This is a genomic window from Glycomyces buryatensis, assembly GCF_004912275.1.
In the GTDB taxonomy this organism is placed as follows: Bacteria; Actinomycetota; Actinomycetes; order Mycobacteriales; family Micromonosporaceae; genus Glycomyces; species Glycomyces buryatensis.
The window spans coordinates 43,400-60,079 of the sequence record NZ_STGY01000071.1; the positions used below are offsets into that span (position 1 = coordinate 43,400).

The 16,680-nt window shown below is 68.0% G+C and carries 12 protein-coding genes; 6 read left to right on the forward strand and 6 right to left on the reverse strand.

What is annotated here, in order from left to right:
- Window positions 1-16: 16 nt before the first annotated feature.
- Entirely contained in the window at window positions 17-4,111 is a 4,095-nt protein-coding gene (locus FAB82_RS20740) for an Ig-like domain-containing protein (protein ID WP_136536465.1), read from the reverse strand.
- A gap of 310 nt (window positions 4,112-4,421) precedes the next feature.
- On the opposite strand from FAB82_RS20740, the gene FAB82_RS20745 reads away from it, so the two are divergent.
- Complete coding sequence (locus FAB82_RS20745) at window positions 4,422-5,450, forward strand: LacI family DNA-binding transcriptional regulator (RefSeq protein ID WP_136536466.1); 1,029 nt, start codon at window positions 4,422-4,424, stop codon at window positions 5,448-5,450.
- Between the two features lie 144 nt (window positions 5,451-5,594).
- On the opposite strand, the gene FAB82_RS20750 is transcribed toward FAB82_RS20745, so the two are convergent.
- A complete protein-coding gene (locus tag FAB82_RS20750; RefSeq protein WP_281276929.1) occupies window positions 5,595-6,173 on the reverse strand; it encodes a DNA-3-methyladenine glycosylase I in 579 nt (192 codons plus the stop codon).
- Window positions 6,174-6,388: 215 nt separating this feature from the next.
- Between FAB82_RS20750 and FAB82_RS20755 the strand changes: the two genes are divergently transcribed.
- Genes FAB82_RS20755 through FAB82_RS20765 form a run of 3 tightly spaced genes read left to right on the forward strand, consistent with a single transcriptional unit; the run spans window position 6,389 to window position 9,309 of the window.
- Window positions 6,389-7,693 (forward strand): cytochrome P450, encoded by a 1,305-nt coding sequence (locus FAB82_RS20755; RefSeq protein ID WP_211116730.1) that lies wholly within the window; start codon window positions 6,389-6,391, stop codon window positions 7,691-7,693.
- A 51-nt stretch (window positions 7,694-7,744) separates the two neighbouring features.
- Window positions 7,745-8,431: a GNAT family N-acetyltransferase gene (locus FAB82_RS20760; protein ID WP_136536468.1), complete on the forward strand. Its 687-nt coding sequence runs from the start codon at window positions 7,745-7,747 to the stop codon at window positions 8,429-8,431.
- A gap of 41 nt (window positions 8,432-8,472) precedes the next feature.
- Window positions 8,473-9,309 (forward strand): class I SAM-dependent methyltransferase, encoded by an 837-nt coding sequence (locus FAB82_RS20765; RefSeq protein ID WP_136536469.1) that lies wholly within the window; start codon window positions 8,473-8,475, stop codon window positions 9,307-9,309.
- Between the two features lie 6 nt (window positions 9,310-9,315).
- Here FAB82_RS20765 and FAB82_RS20770 read toward each other — a convergent pair whose 3' ends face one another.
- Both FAB82_RS20770 and FAB82_RS20775 read right to left on the reverse strand, forming a co-directional pair.
- Window positions 9,316-9,936 carry a VOC family protein gene (locus FAB82_RS20770; RefSeq protein WP_136536470.1) on the reverse strand — a complete coding sequence of 207 codons (621 nt, stop codon included), beginning with the start codon at window positions 9,934-9,936 and terminating at the stop codon, window positions 9,316-9,318.
- A 112-nt stretch (window positions 9,937-10,048) separates the two neighbouring features.
- Window positions 10,049-10,888, reverse strand: a complete 840-nt coding sequence (locus FAB82_RS20775) for a TetR/AcrR family transcriptional regulator (protein WP_136536471.1) — start codon at window positions 10,886-10,888, stop codon at window positions 10,049-10,051.
- 78 nt (window positions 10,889-10,966) lie between these two features.
- On the opposite strand from FAB82_RS20775, the gene FAB82_RS20780 reads away from it, so the two are divergent.
- Complete coding sequence (locus tag FAB82_RS20780) at window positions 10,967-12,778, forward strand: ABC transporter ATP-binding protein (RefSeq protein WP_136536472.1); 1,812 nt, start codon at window positions 10,967-10,969, stop codon at window positions 12,776-12,778.
- Between the two features lie 2 nt (window positions 12,779-12,780).
- Window positions 12,781-14,631 carry an ABC transporter ATP-binding protein gene (locus FAB82_RS20785; protein ID WP_136536576.1) on the forward strand — a complete coding sequence of 617 codons (1,851 nt, stop codon included), beginning with the start codon at window positions 12,781-12,783 and terminating at the stop codon, window positions 14,629-14,631.
- Window positions 14,632-14,829: 198 nt separating this feature from the next.
- On the opposite strand, the gene FAB82_RS20790 is transcribed toward FAB82_RS20785, so the two are convergent.
- Together FAB82_RS20790 and FAB82_RS20795 are read right to left on the reverse strand one after the other, a co-directional pair.
- The gene (locus FAB82_RS20790) at window positions 14,830-16,053 is read right to left on the reverse strand and encodes a glycoside hydrolase family 64 protein (protein WP_136536473.1); all 1,224 of its coding nucleotides are present in this window, start codon (window positions 16,051-16,053) and stop codon (window positions 14,830-14,832) included.
- Window positions 16,054-16,225: 172 nt separating this feature from the next.
- On the reverse strand, window positions 16,226-16,663 hold the full coding sequence (locus FAB82_RS20795; protein ID WP_136536474.1) for a hypothetical protein: 438 nt from the start codon (window positions 16,661-16,663) through the stop codon (window positions 16,226-16,228).
- Window positions 16,664-16,680 lie beyond the last annotated feature (17 nt).

The window sequence follows — 16,680 nt, forward strand, 5'->3', positions numbered from 1 at the left end:
TTGTGCCGGTTGGAGTTCAGCTTGATTCGATGACGTGGACGGTGGCTTCGGCGGTCCGTGAGGTGCCCTCGACGGTGCCGGAGACGGTGAAGGTGCCGGGTTCGGCGTACTGCGACGGGTCGATGTCGTCCCAGGTGACGGCGGTGGTCACATTGTCCTTGGAGCCGTCGTTGTAGACGGCGGTGACGGTGGGCGGCAGCTGCGGTGCGGCGCCGGCGACGGTGGTGACGTCCTCGGGTTCGAGGGCGGTGATCTCGACCTCGTTCGTGAGTCTGACGTGGACGGTGGCGGTGGCCGGCAGGCCGAGCCCGGTGACGAGTCCGCCGGCGTCTGTGGTGGTGGCCGGGGTGGCCACGTCCTCCTCGGTCAGCTGCTCCCAGACGACCGGGTAGTCGACGCGGGTGCCGTCGGCGTACACGCACGTGACGGTCTGGGGCAGTTCGGGAACGGTCCCGGCGACCGTCGGCTGGTCGACGTGCCGCACGGTCTCCGGAATCTCGGCGGAGACCTTCCATTCCAGGGCCCCGACGGAGCCCTCGCCGCTCTGGAGGACCGCGCGCACACCGGTGGTGGTGACCGGGTCGAAAGACACCGAGTTGTACTGGTCGGGCGCCGTGCCGTACTCGCCCCGCGCGGCCACGTCGACCCATTCCTCGTCGGCGCCCCGGTACTGGAGCTTCCATTCGGCCGGGACTCGCACGCCGCCGCCGTCGTCCAGGAAGTACAGGTCGGAGGCGTTCAACCGGATGGGCGTGTCCCAGTCGTACTGGAGCCACTGCTCACCGGTCTCGGGCCAGGTGCCCCAGCGCGGGTTCTCGCCGTCGTTGGACTGGGCCGGGTCGATGCCGTCATTGACGGCGGTGACGTTCTCCCAGGACGAGGTGTAGGAGGCGGTGGGGGTGGCCCACAGGGCGGCGTTGGAGGTGTCGCCGGTTTCGGCGACATTGACGTGGAGGCTTGCGGCGCTTTGGAGTTCGCCGTCGTCGGCGGCCAGTTCGAGCGTGTATTCCCCCGGCTCGGTGAAGGTGGCGACGGTGGTCGCCGCCTGCGCGTCGGCGAAGACGACCGAACCGGGTCCTTCCACGAGCGACCATTCGCTGGCGAGGGTGCCCTCTGCGGGGAGGGCGTCGTCCTTGACGGTGCCGGCGAGGCGGGCCTGCATGGGCCGATTGAAGTCCAGGTCCTGTCTCGCCACCACATACGGCGCGGCGTTGCCCTGTGGATCGGGGCCCTCACCCGATCGGAAGGCCTGGAACTCCTTGAGTCCGGTGGCGTGGGCGTCCTGGTGGTCCATGACGACGCGCAGCCGGTCGGTGGTGACCTCGCCGAAGCTCACCCGGTTGTAGTTGGCGCGCGGGATCGCGGGATCCCTGGCCTGGTCCGGGACGTTCACCCAGTCGGTGCCGTCGTGGTACTGGACCTGGTAGGTAGATGGTTCGAGCAGGCCGGTGGGGGTCCGGTCGCGGTAGAAGTAGAGCCGCGCCTGATCGACCTTCTCGGGTTCGCCGAAGTCCACTTCGTACCAGTCGGAGTCATTGCCCGAACCGGCGCTGGACCAGTAGGGAGCATTGACGGTGGTGCCGTCGACCGCTCCCTCCACGCTGCTGCCATCGGCGGTGTGGGAGGCGCTGGCGGTGGCACCCTCCGCCAGATTCTCGGCGTCGACGTGGAGGTCGGCGCCGGCCTTGGCGAAGATGTCGGCGACGCGACCGTCCTGCTCCACCTCGATCGGGGCGGACAGACCGGGGCTGGCGGTACTGAAGAGCACCTCGCCCTCGCCGCCGGCCAGCTCGACCTCGCCGGTGTCGGGGTCCCAGACCGCCCCGACCAGACTGTCCACGGTGAAGGCCAGGTCGCCGTCGATGAACACCGAGTAGCCCTCGGGCGCGCCCTCGTAGTACTCATTGCCGTCGCCGGGCTCGTCCCACGTGATGGTGAGGTCGGAGTCGCGGTAGCGGACATTGTTGAGGGTGAAGTGGTCCCAGTCGATGTCGATCGGCGAGAGTTCGACCTTGTCGTCGGTGCGGGGGCGCAGGCCCATCGCGTCCTCGACCACGGTCCAGATGCTGGAGCCGAGGGTGGTGTGGTGGATCCAGGAGCGGTAGTCGATCTGCTCGCTCTCGGGGTTCCAGTCGGCCCAGAACTCGTTGGCGTCGGGCCAGTTCACATCCCCGCCGATGTAGGTCGACCAGGCGTTCCAGTACAGGAGCCTCTTATAGTCCTCGGCGGTGATCGCGTCCTGGTCGTAGTTCCGAAGCACGGACGAGAACAGTCTGAACTGGACTGTCGAGTTGATTTGGGAGAAGTTGTTCGAGCCGGGGAAGCCCGCCTCGGCGGCTTCGGCCTTGTCGGCCTGGTTCGCGGTGTAGAAGGGGAACAGCGGGTACTGCTCGGGGTCCTCGAACAGCCGCAGCGCGTCGGTGTAGGGCTCCTCGTTGGGGACGGCGCCGACAGAGAACGGGTAGTAGTTGTTGATCTCCTTCCACGGCACGTGCTCGCCGGACTCGACGTGGACGTGCTCGAACAGCTGTGTGTCGGGGTTCCAGAGTTCATCGGTGATGGCGCCCTGGATGGTCCCGGCGAGCTCGCTCATCTCGTCGGCCTTGGCGTCCTCGCCGAGGAGCGCGTAGGCCTCGGAGGCGGCCTGGGCGCCCGAGTACTGGTAGGCGGACTCGGCGCGGTCGAGATTGCCTTCGCGCCAGTGGAACGAGACGGCGTCGGCGTCATTGCCGGTCATCGCGCCCCAGTCGTATTCGATGAGCCCGTTGCCGTTGGTGTCGAACTCCTCCAGTTGGCCCTTGACGTCGCCCTCGGCGTATTCGGCGAGGTTCTCCACGATCGGGGCCTGGCCGCCGTGGATCTGGTAGGAGCGCCAGGCGGCCTCTGAGATGTACTGGGTGTAGGAGTTCGACCAGTTCTCGGGGTCGCCGGGATTGTCCATGAAGCGCCCGCCGCCGGAGCTCTCGCCGGTGGAGACCCAGGGTCCGTAGGAGTAGGCGGGGTCGCGCAGGTACTTCAGGTCGTCGATGAACATCGGGACCGTCAGCGCGATGGCGTTGTTGTAGCCGGTGACGCCCTCGATGGAGGTGGGGAACTGAAAGTCGTTGCCCGGAATGTCGGCGTCGAGGTAGTTGTAGCGCATCAACCACCAGCGGTAGTAGATGAACTTCTTCATCTCCTCGTCGGGCACGTCGAAGTAGGGGATGTTGTCCGCCCACCACTGGTTGTAGGTGCGGACGTGCTCGGCGAAGGCGTCCTCGGGGGCGGCGCCCGCGTAGGCCTCGTACTCGGTGGTCGATTCGGGGATCTCGTCGGCGATCATGCCGAGCTGGACCTTGAAGGTGGTCGATTCGCCTTGGGCCAGTTCGATTTCGCCGGTGAGAGCAGCGCCCTCGGGTGCCAATCCGGTGCCGGACAGGCGCGGGAAGACGGTGGTGAGGCGCTCGCCCTGGGAGTTCTGGGCGTCGAGGACTCCGGTCAGCTCGTCGCCTTCGGCCTGCCAGGCGAAGTCGGACTCGACGGTGATCGGAAGGGTGGCCGCGTCGCCCGCATTGCTGACGGTCACGTTCGCGACCGCGACATTGTTGTCGGTGATGAACTTTTCGACCGTGGCCCGGAGGTCGCCGCTCTCGTGGACGCTGCTCCAGTGACTGGGCGTCTGGACGCGCTCGTCCACGACCTCGGTGAACTCGGTGTCGCCGAAGTCGACGGTGAAGCCGTCGGCATTGCTGGTGCGGTCGAAGTACGGGTCGTAGTAGGCGAACTGGCCGCCGAAACCGATGACGTCCGGGTCGTGGACCCGCATCAATAGCGCCCGGCCCCGAGTCATCAGCCACTCGTCGCCGGCGGGATCGGCGCCCTCGCGGGCCAGGAGCCTGTCCATCCAGAAGTCGGTGCCGTCGGCCTCGGCCTCGGCCTCGAACATCGCCGGGAGCATCGCGTCGGTGGTGTACTCGACCGGTTCGTCGGGGACGGCGTCGCCGCCGGTGAAGACGGGATAGCCGATCGTCTGCTCGGCGGAGGCCGGCGCCGCCGCGGCGACGAATCCGACGGTGAGGACGAGGGTGGTCGCCGTCGCTAGAAGCGTGGTGGACGGATGCCGTTGCGCCATTGCGTGCCTCCGTGTGGGGCGGGGGACGAGTCGGGGTGCCGAAAGCGACCGAAAACCTTTTCGGAACCTTCGTCGCCCACGATGCTAAAGGCCCGGAACCTCCGCTGTCAATGCATTGATTGCGATGAATTCCTCGAAGAGAATGGACCTATGGGGATACCGTGAAAGCCGGTGCGGCAGTCTTGGCGTGGTTCGGCTACAGTCGATCCGACCCCCACCGAAACGGCACGGCCCGAAAACCCTATAGGATATATCCTGTAGGGTGCGGCGGCCCGATTCGGACAGGGGTGCCCGGCAGAAGGAGGACGACGTGGCCAGATCCCCGGCTTCTCGCGGCGCCCGCGCCGCCACACTGTCCGATGTGGCGCGCCTTGCGGGCGTCTCGGTCGCCACGGCCTCCAAGGCCCTCAACGGCCGCAACCACGTGCACGCCCAGACCCGCGCGCGCGTCCTCGAAGCCGCGCAGCAACTCTCGTTCTCCCCCAACTCGCTCGCGCGCGGCCTGCTGGCCGGACGCAGCGGCACCGTCGGCCTGCTCACCTCGGACCTGGTGGGGCGCTTCAGCCTCCCGATCCTCATGGGCGCCGAGGACGCCTTCGGCGCCGGCCAGGTCTCGGTGTTCCTGTGCGATGCGCGCGGCGACGCGATCCGCGAGCGACACCACGTGCAGGCCCTGGTCAGCCGTCGCGTCGACGGTCTCATCGTGGTCGGCAGCAGCACCGATCCGCGCCCGCCCCTGGTCGAGGGCGTGGATGTGCCGGTCGTCTACGCCTACGCGCCCTCCGAGGACCCGGCCGACCTGTCGATCGTGCCCGACAACGTGGGTGCGGGCCGGATGGCCGTGGAACACCTGATCGCCTGCGGCCGCACCAGGATCGCGCACATCAGCGGCGACCGCGACTACAGCGCCGCGCGCGATCGCGTGGTCGGCGCCGAGGCCGCGCTCGAGGCGGCGGGCCTGGAACCGGTCGGCGAGGTCGCCTACGGCACCTGGTCGGAGGGCTGGGGCCGAGCGGCGGCGGGCCTGGTGCTCGACCGGCACCCCGAGCTCGACGCGATCCTCTGCGGCTCGGACCAGGTTGCCCGCGGCGTGCTCGACACGCTGCGCGAACGCGGTCGGGCCGTACCCGAGGACGTGGCCGTGATGGGCTTCGACAACTGGGAGGTCGTCGCCACCGGATCGCGCCCCGGATTGACCAGTGTGGACATGAACTTGGAGGAGCTCGGCCGCACCGCCGCCCGCGCCATGTTCGACGCCATCGACAACGAGCACGCCCGCGGCGTCCAGACGACGCAGTGCCGAGTGGTCATCCGCGGATCGACCGCGCCCGTGGCTTAAGGTGCGGCCCCGCGCGAACGGCCACCTCGCCCTAGCGGTGGCCCCGGTGGTCGTGGCGGCAGTGACAGTCGGCGCCGCCGCCCGTTTCGCAGGCCGGTCGACGACCGCCATCTTGACCTCGCGCCCTACCCCCTGTCGGGCCCGCTAACGGCGCTCCGGCTCCGTGTGGCATTCGGCCAAGTGGTCGTCCACCATGCCGATCGCCTGCATCATCGCGTAGGCCGTCGTAGGACCCACGAAGCGGAACCCCTGTTTCTTGAGCGCCTTGGACAGCGCCGTCGATTCGGGTGTCACCGCCGGGATCTCCCCGATCGCCTTCGGCCGCTCCCGCTGTGGAGGGGCGAACGACCAGATCAGCTCGGTCAGTCCCCCGTCGAGCCGCTGCGCGGCCCGCGCATTGGCGATGGTCGCGGCGATCTTGGCGCGGTTGCGCACGATCCCCGCGTCATCGAGCAGCCGCGCCTCGTCCTCCTCGGTGAAGGCCGCCACCGCCTCGATCCGGAATCCGGCGAACGCCGCCCGGAAGGCCTCGCGCTTGCGCAGGATCGTCAGCCACGACAGCCCCGATTGGAACGCCTCCAGGCTGATCCGCTCGAACAGCTCGTCGTCGCCCCGGATCGGACGCCCCCACTCGGTGTCGTGGTATTCGCGGTAGATCGCCGGCTCGGCACCCCACGGGCACCGCGCCAATCCGTCGTCCCCGATGGTCGCACCTTCACTCACTGCTACCCCCTTTTCGCGGCTTCGAGCGTACGCACCACCACCGACAATTCGAGTGGCGAGTGGTGCCGAGTAAGTCTCGGGTATTGCCTCGCGGTCGCGACAAAGGTTACGATCCATGAGCATTCGGCTACACCACCGGCCGATGCGCTATGGCCAAGTTGATCCCCACCGGCAGTTCTCGTCAACCAGGACCAAAGCGAGCAATGAGGTAACAAGTGAACACGCGCATATCGATCCCCGCCGCCTCCGGATCCCACCCGGTGATCGGCCACAGCATCGAACTCGGCCGGGACCCGCTCGGCCTGATGCGCCGCGGCCACCGCGAACACGGCCGGGTGTTCCGGCTCAACCTGCCGATGCGGGACGCCGTGGTCCTCCTCGGGACCGAGCACAATAAGCTCGCCTTCGCCGAGACCGACCGCAAGCTGTCGATCCGCACCGCCTACCCGTTCTTCCTGCGGATGTTCAGCCCCGACTTCTACTTCTTCGCCGATCGCGCCGAATACCGGCGCCAGCGCGACGTGGTCCTGCCGCGTTTCCAAGGGCGCCAACTCGACGGCTACGTCAAGGTCATGGAGGACGCCTCCCGCGATTTCATCGCCGAGCTCGGTGACAGCGGCGAGTTCGAACTGACCGAGGGGTTCGGCCCGCTGGTCATGCGCGTCGCCGCCCACTCGTTCCTGGGCGAGCGCTTCGCCGACAGCAGCACCGACTGGTTCGAGGAGTTCCGCCGCTTCTCGGAGGGGGCCGACTTCATCACGCCCGGTTGGCTTCCGGCTCCGCACCTACTGCGCAGCCGTTCCGCCGGGCGGCGCATCCGCGCCCGGATCCAGGCGATCATCGACAGCCGCCGCGCCGCGCCCGGCGATGGCGGGGACTTCCTCGACGCGTTCGTGCGGGCGACCTACGAGGACGGCACGCCGGTGCCCGACGAGGTCCTCGTCCACCTGATCATCATGCTGGTCTGGGCCGGGCACGAGACCACCACCGGCCACCTGGCCTGGGGGCTCATCGACCTGCTGCGGAACCCCGACGAACTCGACCGGGCCCGGGCGGAGGCCGAGGCGATGCCGGAGGCCATGGGAGCGGCGGATGTCAGGCGGCTCGCCCACCTGGACCGGTGCCTGCACGAGTCCGAGCGGCTGCACCCGGTGGCGTTCATGCTGGCCCGCAGCACGACCGAGCCGATGACCATCGACGGCCACTACGTTCCGGCCGACACGATCGTCATGCTCAGCCCCTCCGCCACGCACCGCTTGGAAGAGGAGTTCCCCGAGCCCGACCGCTTCGTGCCCGACCGCTTCGAGGACGATCCGTCCCAGCTGCGCCGGCTCATCGGATTCGGCGGCGGCCTGCACCGGTGCCTGGGCATGCGGTTCGCCTACCTGGAGATGACGGTGATCCTGGCGCACCTGCTCCGCGCCTTCGACTTCAAGCTGGCCGATCCCGATCCGCAGCCGATCAGGACGACCGGCGCGAAGTGGCCGGCGCCGACCACGGTGAAGTACTGGCGCCGGTGAGCCGGACCCCGGAGATTGCTTATTGCAATCTTTATGCAATAAGATGAGTCGGTGTCGAATTCGAACCCCGCACCAGCACCCCTCGATCTCCTTGCGCCCGCGGCCGTTCCGGACCTGGTCATGGCCTGGGGCCGGGGCCGGGCGGTCTCGCGCCTGACCCCGCCTCCCGTCCCCGTTCCCGGTGGCTATTCGTGCTACGTCAATGGCCCGGGCGACCGCATCCGGCACGTCCTCCACGACTACACCCCCGATTCCCTCGCGGCGCTCGGCAAGACCCTGACCGGGTACCGCGAGGAGATCAAGATCGCGGGCCCCGTCCCGCTGCTGCGCGAGGCGCTCTCCCCCGATTGGAGTCTGGACGACAATGGACACTTGATGGCCGTCGCGTTCGCGCGCCAGCCCATCGAGGCCCCGGCCGGCTACCGGGTCCAGGTGGCCGTCATCGGTGAGCTGCTGGTGGCCGCGGCCTACGACGCCGACGGGAACCAGGCGGCGTCGGCCCGACTCGGGCAGACCGGTGAGTTCGGCGTCTTCGACAAGGTCATCACCGAGCCCGAGCACCGGCGCCGCGGCCTGGGGACCGCGATCATGCGCGCGCTCACTGATCGCGCGCTCGATCTGGGCATGACCCATGGCATCCTGGTCGGCAGCGACGAGGGCCGGGGGCTGTACGAGTCGATCGGCTGGAGCTATGTCTCGGACTTCCCCGGCGCCCGCCGAACGACCGCCGTCGCCTAAAACGATTGCGGAGCCGATCACCTACTGCAACAGTAATCGGCATGAGTAACGAGCCCGACTGGAGCCAGTGGCGAGAGGCAAACCGCGCGATGTGGGACGAGCGCGTCCCGATCCATGCCGCCAGTGAAATGTACGACCAGGACGCCTTCCGAGACGGCAAGAACACGATCTGTCCCTTCGAGGAGGAAGAGATCGGCGACGTCACCGGCAAGCGGCTCCTGCATCTGCAGTGCCACATGGGACAGGACACTTTGTCGTGGGCGAGGCGCGGGGCGGCGAAGGTGGTGGGTCTCGATTTCTCGGCCCCGGCCATCGCGACCGCGCAGGGCCTCGCGGAGGACATCGGCATCGGTCGCGATCGGGCCGAGTTCGTCGTCTCCGACGTGTACCAGGCCCCCTTGGCGGTGCCCGACGCCGACTACGACATCGTCTACACCGGGATCGGCGCGCTGGACTGGCTGCCCGACATCTGGAAGTGGGCCGAGACGGCCGCTTCTCTCGTCGCTCCCGGCGGGTTCCTGTACGTCGCCGAGTTCCATCCGTTCACGCACGTCCTCGGTTGGGAGAACGGGACCGAGATCCTGGAGGACTACTTCAAGTCCGAACCGATGGTCACGGACGCGCCGGGCACCTACACCGACTTCGAGGCGAGGACCGTCAACAACGTCAGTTTCGAACGGGCCCACACCCTCGGCGACATCGTCACCGCGATCAGCGCGGCCGGGTTGCGCCTGGAGTTCCTCCACGAGCACGACTTCACCCTGTTCCGGCGCTTCGCCGGACTGGTGCCAGGGGAGCACGGCTTCCTGACCACACCGCAGGGGAAGCCGAACCTGCCGCTGATGTTCTCGCTCAAAGCCTCCCGCCCGGCCGCCTGACCGGTCTCAGTGGAGGACGACCAGGCCGGTCTCGCCGAACAGGGTGGCCTGTAGGGCCTGGCGATTGCCGGGTTTGATCAGGAGATGCGTGCCGATCGCCTTGAGCGGCACCTCGATCGAGCCGGGATCGGGGTGGATGGCCTCCAAGCTGACGAGCGGGACCGTCGGGAGGTTCGCCGAGGGGTGCGCCGCACGCCCCCAGTCGATGAGGAACGGGATGAGCCCGCGGTGCCCGCGCTCCCGGTCGAGGGTGAGCCGCCATTGCAGCTCGCCGCCGGCCGGGGTGCGGCGCGACATCGACCACGCCTCACCCGGGTCGTACCCGGCCTCGCGGGAGCCCGCGCAGGCCGCGTCGAGGTTCTCGACCCGCACCGCCCACGTCACTATCCGCGATTCGGTGAGGCCGTCGATGCCGAAGGGCCGCGGCCGTTCCGGTTCGGGCTGTTCGGGATCGGGCCCGACGATCTCCAGATAGGCGCCCTCACCGAGCCCGAGCAGGTGGTTCCTGGTGCCGAGCCCGGGGTGCGCGCCGCCGGGGACGGGTTCGGTTCCGGTCAGGGCGGCGACCTCGGCGACAGTGGAGGCGAGGTCGGGTGTGGCGAGGACAAGATGGTCGATAGCAGCCATGCGACGCAGTCTAGTATCGCTGTGCCCCAGCCGCATCGGACGACTCGGCTGACGGCCCGATCGTGAGCATCGGCACGTCCGGGCCCGCTCCCGGCCCGAACCCGGCGCCGGGTCAGTCCTTACCGCGTTCGGTGATCGACTTCAGCATCTTGTCCCTCGCCTCGCGAAGCGGCCCATCGGGACTGGCCAGCGATCGCAGCATCTCGTCGGTCGCCTCGCGGAGCGCGCTGGGTTCGCGGGTCTCGGGATCGTCCACCGCGTACTCGACCCGGCAGCCTTCCGGACCGAACGCGACATCGGTGGGCTGCGGCTCGGTCTCGCGCCGCATGAGGTCGCCGATTCCGTGTTCGAGCAGTCCGAAGGCGTGCTCGGCGGCCGTGATCGCACCGGGCCGGAGCTCCTCGACCGTCCGTCCCTCCAGGATGTGGTGCACATTGACCTCTGCGAGGATGTTCTTGGTGTGCATGAGCTGCGAGGCGACCAGGCGCGCGGTCAAGTCCTCGTGCCCCTCCTCGATGAGGACTTCGGAGAGCAGGACCGAGCTGTGCCGGCGGTAGCCCATCGTGGTCATCAGCAGCGTCGGTGAGGACATGAGCAGTTGCTGGATCCGCAGGTACATGGGATTCCCGCTCAGCCCCGTCTGCGGCGCCCCTGCCTCCAGCAGCCGGAGGAAGTGCTCGCGCAGCGCGGCGTGGGGCGTCTGCCCCTTGGCGCGCTCGCGCACCACGCGGGCGTCGTCCCCGACGTGGTGCTTCATGCCGCCGATGACGAGGTCTTCCTTGGCCGGGAAGTAGTTGAACACCGTGGCCTTCGAGACCTCCGCGGCGGCCGCGACCTGGGCGACGGAGACATTGTCGTAACCGCGCTCCTCAAAGAGGTCGATCGCGGTGTTCCTGAGCAGCTCCCAGGTGGCGTTCTTCTTGCGTTCCCGCAGGCCGTTCCGGTGTTCCACTCTTTCAGTGTACCAGATCAAACTTTGAACCAAATAAAAAGTTGTACCCGGTCCATTTATTCTGCTACGTTAGCTCGCATGACAGGAAACCCACCTCCATCTCCCGAGCGGAACAGGGACCACACCATCCCTGGGGAGAGCCCGCAGCCCGAGGGCGGGCTCCTCCGCCTCCTCGGCGAATACCTCCGACCCCACCGCAGACTCATCGCACTGACGGTGGTCTTCCAGGTCGTGCAGACCATCGCGATGCTGTACGTGCCGACGCTCAACGCCGACCTCGTCGACAAGGGCGTGGCCACCGGCGACACCGACTACGTGCTGCGGCACGGCGCGGTCATGATCGGCGTGACCTTCGTCCAGATCATCGCGGCGGCGTTCGCGGTCTACTTCGGCGCCCGCGCCTCGATGGCGCTCGGCCGCGACCTGCGCCGCGCGGTGTTCGGTCAGGTGCAGCGGTTCTCGGGCCGCGAGATCGACCGCTTCGGCGCGCCCTCGCTGATCACCCGGACCACCAACGACGTCCAGCAGATCCAGTCGCTGCTCATCATGGGGCTCACCATGCTCCTGATCGCACCGATCACCGCCGTCGGCGGGCTGGCGCTGGCGCTGAACCTCGACGTGCCGCTCTCCGGCGTGCTGCTGGCGTTCATACCGATCGCGACGATCGCGATCGTCTTCATCATCCGCGCGATGATCCCCGCCAGCCGCCTGATGCAGCGGTACATCGACGCGGTGAACCAGGTGATGCGCGAGCACATCACCGGCATCCGGGTCATCCGCGCCTTCGTCCGCGACGACCACGAGCAGCGGCGATTCGCCGAGGACAACGAGAACCTGACCGCCGCCTCACTCAAGGCCGGCCGGGTTCAGGCGTTCTTCGGTGCCACCGCCATGCTCTGCGGCAACCTTGCCTCCATCGCGATCGTGTGGGTCGGCGCGAACCAGATCGCGAACGGCTCCATGCAGATCGGCACCCTGATCGCCTTCCTGACCTACGCCGGCCAGATCCTCGGCGCAGTCATGATGTCGATGGGCGTGTTCATGATGGCCCCGCGGGCCAAGGTCGCCGCCGCCCGCATCCGCGAGGTCCTCGACACCGAGCCGAGCGTGTCCGTGCCCGACGCACCCGTCACCGAACTGGCTGGGCTCGGGGAACTCGACGTCAAGGCCGTGACCTACCGCTATGACGGGGCCGAGTCGCCGGTGCTGCGAGAGGTCGACCTCATCGCCCGGCCCGGCCAGACCACCGCGGTCATCGGCTCCACCGGCGCTGGCAAGAGCACCCTGCTCAACCTGATCCCCCGCCTGTTCGACGGCGAGTCGGGATCGGTGCGTATCGACGGCGTCGACGTGCGCGAGCTGGACAGGTCCGTCATCGCTCGGAGCATCGGCATGGTCCCCCAGCGCGCCTACCTCTTCTCCGGCACCGTCGCCTCGAACCTGCGCTACGGCGACCCGAACGCAGACGACGCGACGCTGTGGCGGGCCCTGGAGACCGCGCAGGCGGCCGACTTCGTGCGCGCCATGCCCGACGGGCTGGAAACCGTGATCGGCCAGGGCGGCACCACCGTCTCCGGCGGCCAGCGCCAGCGCCTGGCGATCGCGCGGGCCCTGGTGGCCCGCCCCAAGATCTACCTGTTCGACGACTCGTTCTCCGCCTTGGACACCGCGACGGACGCGGCCCTGCGCAAGGCCCTGTCGGTGGAGATCGCCGATGCCTCGCAGGTGATCGTGGCGCAGCGCGTGTCCACAATCCGCGATGCCGACCGGATCGTGGTGCTCGAAGCGGGCAGGGTGGCCGGAACCGGCACCCACGAGGAGCTGCTGGAGTCAAATCCGGTGTATGCCGAGATCGTCAATTCCCAACTCACCCTTCAGGAGGCGGCGTGAGCATGCCAGGAGGGCCGCGGGCCGGCGCCCCGGCCACATCGAAACCGAGCGACTTCCGCGGCACCGCCCTCCGGATCGTGGCGCTCATCAAGGGCGACCGGCTCCGCCTGGCCTCGATCTTCGGGTTCGGGCTGCTCATGGTCGGCGGAATGCTGCTCGTTCCGACGCTGCTGGGCAATGCGACGGACCTGGCGATCCGGGGCGTGAACTCGGGCGGGGTGGACTTCTCCTCGCTGACGTGGACCCTCGGCGGGGCTGCGGCGGTGTCGCTCGCGACGTTCGCCCTCACGGTCTTCAACGGCCGGGCGATCGCCAAGCTGGCGCAGGGGATCGCGTTCGGCCTGCGGGCCGACACCGACGCCAAGATCGCCTCGCTGCCGCTGCGGTACTTCGACACCCGTACCCGCGGTGAGGTGCTGTCGCGGGCCACCAACGACATCGACAATCTGACGCAGACGGTGCAGACGGTGACGCAGCGGCTGATCCAGGGGGTGCTGTTCCTCGTCGGGGTGCCGCTGGTCATGCTGACGATCTCGCCGCTGCTGACCCTGGTGGTGATCCTGACCCTGCCGCTGACGGTCGTGGCCGCCAGGGTGATCGGCAAGCGATCCCAGCCGCGCTTCGCAAAGCAGTGGGGCGCCACCGGCAAGCTCAACGGCCACATCGAGGAGATGATCACCGGGCACCAGCTGGTGACGCTGTTCGGCCGCCAGGCCGAGGGCGCCGAAACCTTCAAGCGGCACAACGAGGAGCTGCACTCCTCGGGAGTGCGGGCCCAATGGGTGTCCGGGCTGCTGGGCCCCATCATGTTCTTCCTGGGGTCGTTCACCTATGTGATGGTGGCCGTCGTGGGCGGCCTCCAGGTCGCCGCGGGTGCACTGAGTTTCGGGCAGATCCAGGCGTTCATCCAGTACACCGGGCAGTTCTCGAACCCGTTGAACATGCTGGCCGCCATGTTCGGGCAGATTCAGTCCGCGGTGGCCTCCGGCGAGCGGGTCTTCGAACTGCTCGACGCGGACGACCAGTCCCCGGAGCCGGTCACCGCGGCCGATGATCTCGGGGTGCGGGCTCTGGACACGGTCGAGGGGCGGGTCGCGTTCGAGGACGTGTCGTTCCGGTACCTGAGCGAGGAGCCGCTCATCGAGCACCTGTGGCTGTCCGCCGAGCCGGGCCAGACGGTGGCCATCGTCGGTCCGACCGGCGCCGGGAAGACCACGCTGGTGAACCTGCTGATGCGCTTCTACGACCTGGACGCGGGCCGGATCACGGTGGACGGCACCGATATCGCGGCCGTGGAGCGGGCGCGGCTGCGGCAGCGGATCGGGATGGTCCTGCAGGACACCTGGCTGTTCGGCGGCACGATCGCCGAGAACATCGCCTACGGCCGGCCCGAGGCCACCCGCGAGGAGGTGGTGGCGGCGGCTTCGGCCGCGCACGCCGACCACTTCATCCGGACTCTCCCGGACGGCTACGACACAGTGGTCGGTACCGATGAGGAGGGCAGTCTGAGCGCGGGCGAGCGGCAGCTCCTCACCATCGCCAGGGCGTTCCTGATCGATCCGTCGATCCTGATCCTGGACGAGGCGACGAGTTCGGTGGACACGCGCACGGAGATGCTGGTGCAGCAGGGCATGGTGGCGCTGCGCCAGGGCCGCACGAGTTTCGTGATCGCCCACCGGCTCTCGACCATTCGCGACGCCGACGTGATCGTGGTGATGGAGCACGGCCAGGTGGTCGAACAGGGCAGCCACGAACAGCTGCTGACCACCGGCGGCGCATACGCCAGGCTCTATGAGGCCCAGTTCGCACAGGCGGCCGTGGACGAAGACGAGGAAGCCGGTCTGGTCCTGTAGGACCGGATCACGGCGGCCCCGGGCATTCCGATTGGGATTGCCAGGGGCCGCCGTTTTCTGTATCTGGTGTGAATGGGGACCGAATACGGGCCGCATTTCCGGCGGTTGCTTTCAAAACGGGCGCCGCCAAGATCCCCCGTTTCAACGGTGCCCGACAGGTACGACATTGCTCGCGGCCTGAAACGGTGGGACCGCGGGTTATCCGGCGGTGACGGTGAGCCGGGTGGGGTTGCCGTCGAAGGCCGCGCCCGATTGGTCGGGGGCGTCGTCGGGGCAGACGTCGTCGTACGGGAACGCGTATCCGATCGGCGAGTTCGCGTGGACGATCCGCGAGTAGTGGTTGGTGACCTCGTGGGTGTAGAACTCGTCGACCGGGGCACCGTTGGGTTGCTCGGGGTGGCTGTGGATCGTGCTGCGGTTGAACGCCGCGGCGAGACGGGCGAGGAGTCCCTTCTTCTCCTCGGAGTCGGTGGGGATATTGGCGAACGGCCCGTGGTCGCAGGTGAAGATGTCGCGGGCGTCGGGCCGCGGGAAGCTGGATCCGTCGCCGAACACCAGGTTCTCGCCCTCGACCCGTCCGGTCAGGACGCCTCGGCCTCCCTGCAGGTCGATGGACAGGTCGGCGCCCTGGTACAGACTCCAGACCTCGTCGACGTAGGCGGTCCAGTAGTCGGCGAACGGCATGTCGGGCTGCCCGAAGTAGGGGGCCATGAGGTTCTGCGGGGAGACCACGCGCAGCACCTGCCCGGAGCCGCCGCGCAACACCAGCTGGTCCCACGGCTGGCCGTCGGCGGCCGCTTGAGTTTCGAGGTCGGACGCGATGGCGTCGACGGCTCCGGCGGGCATGGGCTCGACGGTCTTGTCGGCGTCGCCTTGCAGGCGCACGCCGAGCGGCAGGTTCGTCACTAGGTCGACATAGCTGAGGTTGACGAACAGCTGGACGTCGTTGAAGGTGAACTCGCAGAACGAGACCGTCTTGCCGTAGTTGGAGTCCGCGGGATTGTGGAGCGCCGGCTCGACCAGGGCCGGGCCGGGGTTGACGTAGAAGTCGAGGACGTCGTCCTTGACGAAGTAGATGCGGGAGCCGTACATCCGCGGCAGCGTGACCACCTTGGGATCGGCGCCCGAGGCGTTCAGCGGGATGGCGGCGTCGACCGGCAGGGGCGTGGCCTCGCCGGCCGGCTCCTCGATGTAATAGGGGGTTCCGTCGGCGAGGAGCAGCATCATTCGATCGGTGCCGAATTCGCGGCCGGTGACGTAGGCGTTGATCTGGTTGGACGACTGCTTGGCAAGCGCCAGTTCGCAGTCGAGCGGAGCGGCCAAGGCTTGAGAGAGCGCTCTCTGGCCCCACCAAGGAGCGCTGGCGGCAGCGGCGGCGGTGCCGATCGCGCCGACGGAAAGGATTTTTCTTCTCGAAAGCATGCAAGTTATCCAAATCGTCTGGAGACGGGGTAAATCGAACATCAATAACGTACTTTATTTACTAATTGACGTCAATAGATGCGAAGGGCCCTTGCGCACCGTCGGTGCACAAGGGCCGAGTCGTCTCACCGGACCACTGAGCCCGGACCGGACGTATTGTCCCCCAACTAGCTCAGCGGTCGGCGGCCTTGCGAAGGGCGTCCACGTAGGGGTCGTCTCCGAGGGAGTCCCAGTCGGCGATGAAGACCGCGATGGCCTCGTCGTCCATCTCGAGGTTGAGGAGGAGCTGCCTCCAGGCCCACAGATTCGGGTGCTGGTAGGCCGTGCAGGCCTCGGCGGGACTCAGGAGTTCGATGACTCGAGTGAGGTCCTTTCGCGACAGACGAAAGGAACCGGTCTCGTTGCGGTATCCGCAGACCGTCGCCAGTACGACGGCCGGGAGCGGGTTCTCGCCCACGTTCACGCGGGCGAATTCGAGCTTGCCGTGCTCGTCGAGGGTGCCGAGCCCGAAGGCGGCGGGTCGCTGCCAACCTGGGAGGGCGGTCTCGAACCCTTCTCGGGCCGCGGCGATCTCTTCTACTGTTTCCCAGCGCTCGTTCATGAACTTCATCGAACCACCTCAATGGC